The 11,949-nt window shown below is 68.4% G+C and carries 10 protein-coding genes; 5 read left to right on the forward strand and 5 right to left on the reverse strand.

The features are described 5' to 3' along the window. Positions 1-90: 90 nt before the first annotated feature. The 3 genes from BX604_RS15960 to BX604_RS15970 form a co-directional block, all read right to left on the reverse strand. Positions 91-708, reverse strand: a complete 618-nt coding sequence (locus BX604_RS15960; protein WP_257146333.1) for a GlcG/HbpS family heme-binding protein — start codon at positions 706-708, stop codon at positions 91-93. 340 nt (positions 709-1,048) lie between these two features. Next, complete coding sequence (locus BX604_RS15965) at positions 1,049-1,450, reverse strand: DUF3331 domain-containing protein (protein ID WP_098551645.1); 402 nt, start codon at positions 1,448-1,450, stop codon at positions 1,049-1,051. A 44-nt stretch (positions 1,451-1,494) separates the two neighbouring features. Continuing rightward, on the reverse strand, positions 1,495-2,787 hold the full coding sequence (locus BX604_RS15970; RefSeq protein WP_098551646.1) for an NAD(P)/FAD-dependent oxidoreductase: 1,293 nt from the start codon (positions 2,785-2,787) through the stop codon (positions 1,495-1,497). Between the two features lie 148 nt (positions 2,788-2,935). Here BX604_RS15970 and BX604_RS15975 point away from each other — a divergent pair, with 148 nt between their 5' ends. Next, positions 2,936-3,589, forward strand: coding sequence for a TetR/AcrR family transcriptional regulator (locus BX604_RS15975; RefSeq protein WP_098551647.1), 654 nt, complete (start codon positions 2,936-2,938; stop codon positions 3,587-3,589). Positions 3,590-3,602: 13 nt separating this feature from the next. Here BX604_RS15975 and BX604_RS15980 read toward each other — a convergent pair whose 3' ends face one another. Beyond that, positions 3,603-4,514, reverse strand: coding sequence for a LysR family transcriptional regulator (locus tag BX604_RS15980; protein ID WP_098551648.1), 912 nt, complete (start codon positions 4,512-4,514; stop codon positions 3,603-3,605). A gap of 113 nt (positions 4,515-4,627) precedes the next feature. Between BX604_RS15980 and BX604_RS15985 the strand changes: the two genes are divergently transcribed. After that, a complete protein-coding gene (locus BX604_RS15985; protein ID WP_098551649.1) occupies positions 4,628-5,389 on the forward strand; it encodes an SDR family NAD(P)-dependent oxidoreductase in 762 nt (253 codons plus the stop codon). 33 nt (positions 5,390-5,422) lie between these two features. On the opposite strand, the gene soxR is transcribed toward BX604_RS15985, so the two are convergent. Then, positions 5,423-5,899 carry a redox-sensitive transcriptional activator SoxR gene (gene soxR, locus BX604_RS15990; protein ID WP_098551650.1) on the reverse strand — a complete coding sequence of 159 codons (477 nt, stop codon included), beginning with the start codon at positions 5,897-5,899 and terminating at the stop codon, positions 5,423-5,425. Positions 5,900-5,978: 79 nt separating this feature from the next. On the opposite strand from soxR, the gene BX604_RS15995 reads away from it, so the two are divergent. Genes BX604_RS15995 through BX604_RS16005 form a run of 3 tightly spaced genes read left to right on the forward strand, consistent with a single transcriptional unit; the run spans position 5,979 to position 11,864 of the window. Beyond that, positions 5,979-7,199, forward strand: a complete 1,221-nt coding sequence (locus tag BX604_RS15995; protein WP_098551651.1) for an efflux RND transporter periplasmic adaptor subunit — start codon at positions 5,979-5,981, stop codon at positions 7,197-7,199. 13 nt (positions 7,200-7,212) lie between these two features. Further along, positions 7,213-10,386: an efflux RND transporter permease subunit gene (locus BX604_RS16000; protein ID WP_098551652.1), complete on the forward strand. Its 3,174-nt coding sequence runs from the start codon at positions 7,213-7,215 to the stop codon at positions 10,384-10,386. Further along, positions 10,383-11,864, forward strand: a complete 1,482-nt coding sequence (locus BX604_RS16005) for an efflux transporter outer membrane subunit (RefSeq protein WP_098551653.1) — start codon at positions 10,383-10,385, stop codon at positions 11,862-11,864. Before BX604_RS16000 ends, BX604_RS16005 begins: the two co-directional genes overlap by 4 nt. The last annotated feature ends 85 nt before the right edge of the window (positions 11,865-11,949 follow it).

Raw genomic sequence — 11,949 nt, forward strand, 5'->3', positions numbered from 1 at the left:
GCGAGAGTCGGCCGTAATTAAAATGTCAGAATTTGATTATTCTTTTGAAGGAATAATCGTTTCGTCGAGAATCTGCCTGTTGCGTGCGATTTACTTGATTGCCGCCGCACCGGCAGCCGCGATCACGCTGTCCTGCACGCCCGCGCCGCCGCTGGTGCCGATCGCGCCGATCAATTGCCCGCCGATCACGATCGGAATGCCGCCTTCGCCGGCGAGAATACCCGGAATGCTGAGGTTGCCGGTCGCGCCGCCATTGTTGATCGCGTTCTGCATATCCTTGGTCGGCCTGCGGAAACGTACCGACGCACGCGCTTTGGCTTCGGCGATCTCGACGGACGCGAGTTGCGTGCCGTCCATTTTGTCGCACGAAATCAGATTGCCGCCGCTATCGACGATGACGACCGCGTATTTCCAGTTTCGGTGCCGCGCTTCGGCTTCGGCCGCAGCAATGACGGTCCGTGCCTGCGCGAGCGTAATGGGCGGGCCATACGGAATGTCGTACGGGAGTCGTTCGGGAACCGGCGCCGGCGCGGTCGATTGGGCGTGTGCATGAGCCGCGAAAATGGCGGCAGCCGCGATGAGGATTCGGGATTTCTTTGCAAGCATACGTCGCTGATACGGTTGGGCCTGGTTGATTGCAGGCGTCGGTCGGTGGCGAGGGCGGGGCGCTTCCGCAATTGAACGGCTGCCGGGTTCGATGGCCGGCATTCGCGGTGGTCGCGAGCGAAATATATTGCATTCCCGGCCGGTTTGCAGCGAAGCGAGATGGACGGCGGGATCAATACTTGCCGCGCCCGGTCACGTCATCGTGTGCATGACGGGACGTGGCCGATCGTCGTCGACAACGACGCAGCAGTCGTTCAGGCGCTTGCCGGCCGGCGAAGCCGACCCTGTCGATATCGGCCTGACACCCGCCGAACGGGATGTGAGCGGCCGGTGTGGTTCGCGCGGCTCGCGATCGAACGCGTCGAGGTCCGTGCGGGATGTTTACCCTCGGCATTGCATGCCGGGAAAACCGTTCGGATAACAGATGATCTGACCAGGCGCGTCACGCATCGGCCGTCTCGGAAACCGCGATATCAATGCATGTCGCGAGCACCATCGCGGCGGCATTGCCCGGCGCCGAGCCGAGCAATTGCGGCGCGTAGACGCTGTCGCCGGCCAGGATCGGCCGCCCCGACAGCGCGCAGACGCCGCGCTTGCGCGTCGTGAACAGCCGCCACTTCTGATAGCCGTAATGACCGGTGCACGCATCGCACCACGAAATCATCACGGTGTCGGCCGTGGGCCGTTCGAGCACGCTGATGGTCGGCTTGCTCGTCGGATCCCACGACGGCAACCGGTCGCGCGTGACGCTGCGCCGTCGCGGGCCGCCCCACGAGACGGGGGGCATGTCGAAGCTGCCGATCGCGGCAACGGTCATGAGCCAGGGCGCTGCACTGTCGTTCATGTCTGCTTTCCTCGAAACGTTACGCGATGCCGCGACGCGTGGCATCACGACAGGCGGATGCGCGGCTGCACGCAGCCGTTGATCCGTTCGGCGATCCACAGCAAGGTCGCCTTGGAGAATCCGTGCAGCGCCTGCTGGTGCCGCCGGTACAGCATCAGGTGGCTGAATTGCGCGAAGCGCCCCTGGATGAACCCGCCGCGAAAGAACCCGAACTGCCCGAGCGTGCCGAACGCGTCGTAGTCGCTGATCGACACGAGCGCGCCGAAATCGTGGAACGCGAACGGCGGCATCGGCTTGCCGTCGAGCCACGCGGGCAGATGCTTCGCGAGATGCTCGGCCTGCTGCGTCGCGACCTGTGCGGTCGGCGGCAGCGGCCGCTCCTGGCCGTCGAGCTGCAGGCTCGCGCAATCGCCGATCGCGAACACGTGCTCGTCGGCCGTGGCCTGCAGCGTGGGCTGGACCAGGACCTGGTTCGCGCGGTTCGTGTCGAGCGCGCCGAGCGCCTGCATGAAATCGGGCGCCTTCACGCCGGCCGCCCACACCATCAGATCCGCTTCGGCGAACGAACCGTCGCCATAGTGGAATCCGTTCGCGTCGGCGGCCGTCACGCGCGTCGACGTCAGCACATGAAAGCCGATCTGCTCGAGCCGCCGCTGCGCGGACGCGGAAATCTTCGGCGGAAACGCCGCAAGGATGCGCGGGCCGCTTTCGAGCAGCGTGAGCTGCAGCCGCTCGCGCACCGTCGCATCGCCGTAGGCCTGCGCCACTTCGAGCAGGCGGCTCAGTTCGGCCGCCAGTTCCACGCCGGTTGCGCCCGCGCCGACGATCGCGACGCGAAACGGCTCGTCGCGCGCGATGCTGCGGAACACCCGCATCCGCAACGCTTCGTTGAAGGTTTCGGCCTGTTGCTGGCTGTCGATGAAGTAGCAGTGCTCGCGCACGCCCGGCACGCCGAAATCGTTGGCCTGGCTGCCGAGCGCGAGGATCAGCACGTCGTATTCGATCTCGCGCGCGTCGATCACGCGTTCGCCGTCCTGCGAGCGAATCTCGCCGAGCTGCACGCGGCGGCGCGCGCGATCGAGCCCCTTCAGTTCGCCGGGCTGGTACGTGTAGCCGTGATCGCGGGCATGCGCGAGGAAGATGACCTGCTGTTGCTGCACGTCGCGCGTGCCGGCCGCGATCGTATGCAGCATGGGCTTCCAGACGTGGGTCGGGCTGCGGTCGACGACGGTGACTTGCGCGCGCCCGGAGCGGCCGAGGCGTTCGCCCAGGCGGGTCGCGAGCTGCAATCCGGCGATCCCGCCGCCGACGATCACGATGCGAGTAGGGGTTGTCATGAATAAATCATCACGTGATGAATAAGGTATGATCCTAGCGCCTCTCGACTTCGCGTGTCAACGGAGCGTGGCAGGCAGCCCGGTCGCGAGCACGCGAAACCGGGGCCCGAAAACGGGCATTCGATTCATTCAACGGGAGCAGGAAAACGTGGCTGAAGTCACTGAGCGCGCGCCATCGAAGCGGCGTACGCGCGGGCGGCCGCTGGCGGACGCGTCCGTCGGTCCGGACGTGATATTGCGGGCCGCGCGCCGCACGTTCGCGAAGCGTGGCTACGATGCGACGAGCGTGCGCGAGGTCGCGCGCGAGCTGGGCATCGACGCGGCGCTGATCGCCCATCATTTCGGCACGAAGGAAACGTTGTGGCTGGCCGTCGTCGACCAGATCGCCGACCTTGCCCAGCCGCAGTTCGACGCGTTGCGCGCGCTGCGCACGTCGTCATTGCCGCATCGCGAGCGCGTGCGGCGCGCGATCGAGCTGTGCGTCGATCACGAATTCAAGGAGCCGGACATCGGCATGTTCTTCTCCACGGCGGCGACCGAGGAGGGTGCCCGGCTCGACTGCCTGCAGCAGCGGATCGTGCACCCGTATCACGACGCGATGTTTCCGCTGCTGGCGGACGCGATCGAGGCCGGCGAGATCCGCCCGGTCGATCCGAACGTGCTGTTCTTCATGATCGCGAGCGCGGTCGGCACGACGGTGGCGTACAGCCACATGTTGCTGGAGTTCACGTCGCTGCCCACGCGGCAGGATGCGTTCCGCCAGGCCGTGCTCGACATCGCGCTCAACATCCTGCACGTCTGAGCGCCGCGCGCGGTCACGTCGCCGCGACGAGCCCCAGGGTGTCGACCGCCTGCCGCGCGGTCTCCCGCAGCGCATCGACGAGCGGCGACGGCGTCCGGTACGCGATGGCCAGTTCGTACGCGAGCGGGCTGCCCGCGCCGGTCAGTTCGCAGAACGTAATGCCTTGCGGCTGCATCGGCACGAACAGCCGCGGCATCAGCGCGACGCCGATGCCGCCCGCGACGAGCCCGGCCGTCGTCTGCATCTGGCGCGGCTGCTGAACCACGCGTGGCGCGAAGCCGGCCTGCGCGCAGGCGGTCACGATCAGCGCATGCATGCCGGGCCCGTGATGCGCGGCGAACAACACCCACGGTTCGTCCGCCAGCTCGGCCAGCGCGATGCGCCGGCGGCGCGCGAGGCGGTGGCCGTCGGGCAGCGCGGCGACCATCCGGTCGCGCAGCAGCGACTCGACGTGCACGTCGGCGGCGTCGGCGACCGGCGGCACGACGAGGCCGACGTCCGTGCGGTCCTGCCGCAGCGCGAGCACCTGCTCGGCGGTCGTGCCTTCTTCCAGCTGGAAATCGACGTCCGGATGCCGCTCCTGGAATGCGCGGAGGATCAGCGGCAACAGCGCGTTGACCGTGCTGTCGACGAACCGCAGCCGCAGCGTGCCGCCGAGGCCGGCGCCCGCGCGCCGCGCGACGGCCACCGCGCGCTCGGCCTGCTCGATCGCGCGCCGCGCTTCGAGCAGGAACGCGTCGCCGGCCGGCGTGAGCGTCGAGCCGCGGTTGTCGCGTTCGAACAGCGCGACCCCCAGCGCGTCCTCGAGCTTGCGGATCGCGGCGCTCAGCGGCGGCTGCGCCATGTGCAGGCGCTCGGCGGCGCGCCGGAAGCTCAGCGTTTCGGCGACGGCAATGAATTGCCTGAACTGGCGCAGATCAATCATGCGATACCTTTTTCGTATCAGTCGGTCATCGAATTCGTATTTTACCTATCGCTGCGCATTGCCCAGACTGCCAATGTCATCAATCGTCAACACCGAGGAAAGGAGGGCAGGACATGACGGGCAGCGAACAGCAGCGAACGGCGATCGTCACGGGCGGGTCGAGCGGGATCGGCTTCGCGATCGCGAGCAGGCTGGTGGAAGACGGCTATCGCGTTGCGATCGTCGGGCGCGACGCACGGAGGCTGGATGCCGCCGTCGCGCGGCTCGGCGCCGCGGCGATCGGGCAAGCGGCCGACCTGAGCAAGCGACACGACGCGACGGCGGCCGTCGATGCGATCGTCGCGCAGTGGCCGCGCATCGACGTGTTGGTCAACAACGCGGGGCTGACGGGGCGCGTCGGCGCGGATACGGAGGCGGCCGACGCCGAAACCGTGTGGGACACCGTGCTCGATGCGAACCTGAAAAGCGCGTTCGTCGCGACGATGGCCGTGTTGCCGTACCTGGCCGACCGCGCCGCGCGGATCGTCAACCTCGGCTCGATCGCGGCGCGCGCCGGCAGCCTGCTGCCGGGCGGCCTCGCGTATGCGGCGGCGAAGGCGGGCATCGAAGGGTTCACCGTCGCGCTCGCGCGCGAGCTCGGGCCGCGCGGCGTCACGGTCAATACGGTCGCGCCCGGTTATATCGCCGACACGCGCTTTTTTGGCGACGGCGGCGTGGCGCCGGCCATCGCGGCGACGATCCGCGAGCAGACGCCGGTCGGCCGTGCCGGGCATCCGGACGATGTCGCGGATGCGGTCGCATGGCTCGCCGGGCCGCGCGCGGCGTTCGTCACCGGCGCGACGATCGCGGTGAACGGCGGCTGGCGGGTCGGGTGACAGGGCAGGCCGGCGCGGCGCCGGCCGCCTGCGTCAGTCGAGATCGGGCGGCGTATCGCCGAGCCAGCGCCGCGCGCCGGGCCCGTTGCGGCCCGCGCGATCCTCGGGGTTGGTCAGCTTGCAGCGCTTGAGCGACAGGCAGCCGCAGCCGATGCATTCGTCGAGATTGATGTAGAGCCGCTGCAACTCCTCGATCCGGTTGGCGACGCGCTGCTTCCAGCCGCGCGACAGCCGCTGCCAGTCCTTGTTGGTCGGCGCGGCGTCTTCCGGCAGGCTCACGAGCTGTTCGGCGATCTCGTCGAGCGAATAACCGATCTTCTGCGCGAACACGATGAACGCGATCAGCCGCAGCACCGCGCGCGAATAGTGGCGATGGCTCGAACCGTTGCGATGCGACTTGATGAGCCCGCGCGTCTCGTAGAAGCGCAGCGTCGACGCCGGTACGCCGCTGCGCGCGGCCACTTCGCGGATCGACATCAGCGGCCATTTCGGTGTTTCGTCGATACCCATGACGCCCTCCGGGAAAACTTGACTTAAAGTTAACGTCAACTTTTATGCTACGCGGCAGTTTAACCCGTCGCGAGGCATCATGCTCTCCTTATCCCTACGCAGGACGTCGCCTTTGGGCGCGGCCTGCGCTCTGCTGCTGGCGTTGTCGGGCTGTCACGACGGCAAAGACGCATCGTCGGCCCATCCCCTTCCCGAAGTCGGGGTGACGACCGTCGCACCGCGCACGATCCGCCTCGCGGACGAATTCAACGGACGCGTTGAAGCCGTCGATGCGGTCGAATTGCGGCCGCGCGTGAGCGGCTATCTGCAACGCGTTGCGTACAAGGAGGGCGATCTCGTTGCGCAGGGCACCGTGCTGTTCGAGATCGACCCGCGTCCGTACCGGATCGCGCTCGACCGCGCGAACGCGCAGCAGCAGCGCGCCCGTGCGGCCGCGAGCCTCGCGAACGTGCAGCTCAAGCGCGTGCAGACGCTGATCGATGCGCATGCAACGTCCCAGGAAGAGCTCGACACCGCCCGCGCGACCGCCGAGCAGGCGCGCGCCGATCTGCAGGCGGCCGATGCGGCCGTCGCCGATGCGAAGCTCAACCTCGGCTTCACCGACGTGCGCGCGCCGATCGCAGGCCGCGTCGGCCGCGCGATCGCAACCGCCGGCAATCTCGCACGCGCGGACGACACGCTGCTGACCACCGTCGTGTCGCAGGATCCCGTCTACGTGTATTTCGACTGCGACGAACAGAGCTATCTGCGCTACAACGCGCGGCGTGCCGATCCGAAGCATCGCGCGATCGGCGCCGATCCGGTGCGCGTGGGCCTTGCGAACGAGACGGGCTTTCCGCACGCGGGCACCGTGGACTTCCTCGACAACCGGCTCGATCCGCAAACCGGCACGATCCGCGCGCGCGTGCGGCTGTCGAATGCGGACCATACGTTCACGCCGGGCCTCTATGCGCGCGTGCAGCTCGTCAGCGGCCGCGACCAGGATGCGCTGCTCGTCGACGACAAGGCCGTGCTCACCGACCAGGATCGCAAGTACGTGTATGTGATCGGCGCCGGCGACAAGGCGCTGCGCCGCGACGTGACGATCGGGCGCGAGCTCGACGGCGAGCGGATCGTCGAGAAGGGGCTGCAGTCGGGCGACCGCGTGGTCGTCGACGGCGTGCAGCGGATCTACTATCCGGGCGCGCAAGTGAAGCCGAAGGCGCTACCCGCGCGGGCGGATGCGGGTGCCGGCAGCGGCCCGGGCAGCGGTACCCAGGCCATGGCCAACGCGGACGCCGGCGCGCCGGCCGCGCAATAACGGGAGACACGTGATGGATTTCTCCCGATTCTTCATCGACCGCCCGATCTTCGCGGTCGTGCTGTCGATCGTGATCTTCGCGCTCGGCCTGATCTCGATCCCGATGCTGCCCGCCGGCGAATATCCTGAAGTCGTGCCGCCGAGCGTCGTCGTGCGTGCGACGTATCCGGGCGCGAACCCGAAGGAAATCGCCGAATCGGTCGCCGAACCGCTGGAAGAGGCGATCAACGGCGTCGAAGGGATCATGTACATGAAGTCGGTTGCCGGTTCGGACGGCAGCCTGCAGGTCGTCGTCACGTTCCTGCAGGGCGTCGATCCCGACACGGCCGCCGTGCGCGTGCAGAACCGCGTGAGCCAGGCACTGTCGCGCCTGCCCGACGAGGTGCGCCAGTACGGCGTGACCACGCAGAAGCAGTCGCCGACGCCGCTGATGTACGTGAGCCTCTATTCGCCGGACAACAGCCGCGATTCGCTGTACCTGCGCAACTACCTGACGCTGCACGTGAAGGACGAGCTGTCGCGCCTGACCGGCATCGGCGACGTCGGCGTGTACGGCTCCGGCGACTACGCGATGCGGCTCTGGCTCGACCCGAACCGGCTCGCGTCGCGCGGGCTGACCGCGAGCGACGTGATCGCCGCCGTGCGCGAGCAGAACGTGCAGGTGTCGGCCGGCCAGCTCGGCGCGGAGCCGTCACCGAAGAAAAACGACTTCCTGGTGTCGATCAACGTGCGCGGCCGGCTGCGCACCGTGCAGGAGTTCGGCGACATCGTGCTGCGCAACGGCGACGACGGCCAGGTCGTGAAGCTGTCCGACGTCGCGCGCATCGAACTCGGCGCGGGCGACTACACGTTGCGCTCGTATTTCAACGACAAGCATTCGGCGGTGGTCGGCATCTTCCTGTCGCCGGGCGCGAACGCGCTCGACGTCGCGAAGGCCGTGTATGCGAAGCTCGACGAACTGTCGAAGCGCTTCCCGCCGGGCGTCGCGTATCGACCGGTGTGGGACCCGACCGTGTTCGTGCGCGAGTCGATCCGCGCGGTGCAGCACACGCTGATCGAGGCCGTCGTGCTGGTCGTGCTCGTCGTGATCCTGTTCCTGCAGACCTGGCGCGCGTCGATCATTCCGCTCGTCGCGGTGCCGGTGTCGGTGGTCGGCACGTTCGCGTGGCTCTACCTGCTCGGCTATTCGATCAACACGCTGACGCTGTTCGGGCTCGTGCTGGCGATCGGGATCGTCGTCGACGATGCGATCGTCGTCGTCGAGAACGTGGAGCGCAACATCGCGCAGGGCCTGAGCCCGCGCGACGCCGCGCACCAGGCGATGCGCGAGGTGTCGGGGCCGATCGTCGCGATCGCGCTCGTGCTGTGCGCGGTGTTCGTGCCGATGGCGTTCATGTCGGGCGTCACCGGCCAGTTCTACAGGCAGTTCGCGGTGACGATCGCGATCTCGACGGTGATCTCCGCGATCAACTCGCTGACGCTGTCGCCCGCGCTCGCCGCGAAGCTGCTGCGCCCGCACGGCGCGCCGAAGGATGCGCTTACGCGTGGGCTCGACCGTGCGTTCGGCTGGCTGTTCCATCCGTTCAACCGGTTCTTCGAGCGCAGCGCCGATCGCTATCACGGCGTCGTCGCGCGCACGCTGAAGCGGCGCGGCGTGGTGTTCGCCGTCTACGCGGCCTTGCTCGCGGCCACCGCGCTGCTGTTCAACGCGGTGCCCGGCGGCTTCATCCCCGTGCAGGACAAGCTGTACCTGTTCGCCGGCGCGAAGCTGCCGGAAGGCGCATCGCTTGCGCGCACCAGCGCGGTGACCGAGCAGATGACGAAGATCGCGCTCGGCACCGACGGCGTCGAGATGGTGCCGGCGTTTGCCGGGCTCAATGCGCTGCAGGGCGTGAACACGCCGAACATCACGAACTCGTACGTGATCCTGAAGCCGTTCGACCAGCGTCACCGCACCGCCGCGCAGATCAACGCGGACCTGAACGCGCGCTTCGCGGCGATCGGCGGCGGCATCACCTATGCGCTGATGCCGCCGCCGATCCAGGGGCTCGGCAACGGTTCCGGCTACTCGCTGTATCTCGAGGATCGCGGCGGGCTCGGCTACGGCGAACTGCAGAACGCGTTGACCGCGTTCCAGGCGGCCGTCGCGAAGACGCCGGGGATGAGCTATCCGGTCAGCTCGTACCAGGCGAACATCCCGCAGCTCGAGGTGAAGGTCGACCGGCTGAAGGCGAAGGCGCAGGGTGTCGCGCTGACCGACCTGTTCAACACGCTGCAGGTCTATCTCGGCTCGATGTACGTGAACGACTTCAATGCATTCGGGCGCGTGTATCGCGTGATGGCGCAAGCCGACGCCGGGCACCGGCAGACCGCCGCCGACATCGCGAACCTGCGCACGCGCAACGCGAAGGGCGAGATGGTGCCGATTGGCTCGATGGTGACGGTGGCGCCCGCATACGGGCCGGACCCGGTCGTGCGCTACAACGGCTATCCGGCCGCCGACCTGATCGGCGACGCGGACCCGAAGGCGATGTCGTCGTCGCAGACGATCGCGAAGCTACAGCAGATCGCGAAGGACGTGCTGCCGCCCGGCATCACGCTCGAATGGACCGACCTCAGTTACCAGCAGGTCACGCAGAGCAACGCGGCGATCGTCGTGTTCCCGCTCGCGGTGATGCTCGTGTTCCTCGTGCTCGCATCGCTGTACGAGAGCTGGACGCTGCCGCTCGCGGTGATCCTGATCGTGCCGGTGTGCATGTGCGCGGCGCTGTTCGGCGTGTGGCTGTCCGGCGGCGACAACAACGTGTTCGTGCAGGTCGGTCTCGTCGTGCTGATGGGGCTTGCGTGCAAGAACGCGATCCTGATCGTCGAATTCGCGCGCGAGCTCGAAATCCAGGGCAAGGGCGTGATCGAAGCGGCGCTCGAAGCGTGCCGGCTGCGGCTGCGTCCGATCGTGATGACGTCGGTCGCGTTCATTGCCGGTTCGGTGCCGCTGCTGATCGGCAGCGGCGCGGGCAGCGAAGTGCGCGCGGCAACCGGCGTCACCGTGTTCGCGGGGATGCTCGGCGTCACGCTGTTCGGGCTGTTTCTCACGCCCGTGTTCTATGTGGCGATCCGCAAGCTCGCGGGCGGCACGCCGGCCGTGTGGAGCGAACAGCACGGCACCCTCGAAGGAGAAAACCGATGAGCGCCGCTTTTCGTCTTTCCGCGCTCGCGATGTCGGTGACGCTTGCCGCCTGCGCGGTCGGCCCCGATTTCAAACGACCCGACCCGGCGACCGCCGCGCGCTTCGCGCGTGACACGCATCCGGCTACGCAGGATACGTCGCCGCCCGATGCGTCGGCCGCTGCCGACGCCACGTTCTGGCGCGGCTTCGGCGATCCGGCGCTCACGCAGCTGATCGATGCGGCGCTCGCGGCGAACCAGGATCTGCAAGTCGCGGTGTCGCGCTACGACGCGTCGAACGCGCTGCTGTCGCAGGCGACGTTCGACCGCTATCCGACGATCACCGCGAGCGGGCAGATCGGCCATCAGCTGATGAGCAAGGATCAGGCGTTCGGCGCGCCGCGCAGCCAGCGCGATACGCCGGTCTCGAGCGTCGGGATCAACGCCGCATGGGAGCTGGACCTGTTCGGGCGCGTGCGCCGCTCGATCGAGTCGCAACGCGCGGAAACGGCGGCCAGCGCGGCCGACGTGCGCGCGGTGCGCGTCGCGATCGCGGGCGAGGTCGCGAGCACCTACGTCGATCTGCGCGGTTCGCAGGAGCGGCTGCGGATCGCGCGCGAGAACGCCGACAACCAGAAGCAGACGCTCGCGCTGATCAATGCGCGCGTCGGCGCGGGCCGCGGCTCCGAACTCGATGCGGCACGTGCGCGTGCGCAGTACGAGTCGACGACGTCGCGGGTCGCCGTATACGAAGCGGCGATCGGCGTCGACGAGCACCGGCTCGCGGTGCTGACCGGGCAGACGCCGGACGCGCTGATCGGCCGGTTCGACGTGCCGAAGGGCGCGACGGTGCCGTTGCCGGCGCTCGCCGCGGACCTCGATCCGGGCACGCCGGGCGATCTGCTGCGCCGGCGCCCGGATGTGGCTGCGGCCGAAGCGCGGCTGCATGCGGCGACCGCGCGGGTCGGCGTCGCGACGGCCGACCTGTTTCCGCGCTTCACGCTGTCGGGGTTGCTCGGCAGCGCGACGAGCAGTTACGGGTTCTTCCGCGCGGGCAGCGACACGAACCTGATCGCGCTCGGCATCGACTGGTCGTTCCTCGACGTCGGCCGCGTGCGGGCACGAATCGCCGCGAGCGACGCGGAAGCGGCCGGCCAGCTCGCGCAGTATCGGCAGACCGTGCTCGGCGCGCTGGAGGAAACCGAGAACGCGTTGCTGCGGGTTGCGCGTACGCGCGACGAGACCGCCCATCTGGTGCGTGCCGCGGACGACAGCGCACGCGCGGCGCAGCTCGCGCAGACGCGTTTCTCGGCCGGTGCGATCGACTACTACGAAGTGCTCGACGCGCAGCGGACGTTGCTGCAGGCGCAGGACGCGGCCGCCGACGGGCAGATGCGCAGTGCGGCGTCGACGGTCGCGCTGTACAAGGCGCTCGCGGGCGGCTGGCCGGCGGGAACGGCGCGGCCGGCACCCGGCCCGCTCGCGCAGTCGCGGCCGTAACGCGGGCAGGGGCCGCGCGGCAGGCGAAAACGAAGGTGCCTGCCGCGCGGCCCGACGCGCACGAAGTGTGCGACGTGTGCGACGT

The sequence above is a fragment of the Burkholderia sp. JKS000303 genome, from assembly GCF_002563755.1.
In the GTDB taxonomy this organism is placed as follows: Bacteria; Pseudomonadota; Gammaproteobacteria; order Burkholderiales; family Burkholderiaceae; genus Burkholderia; species Burkholderia anthina_B.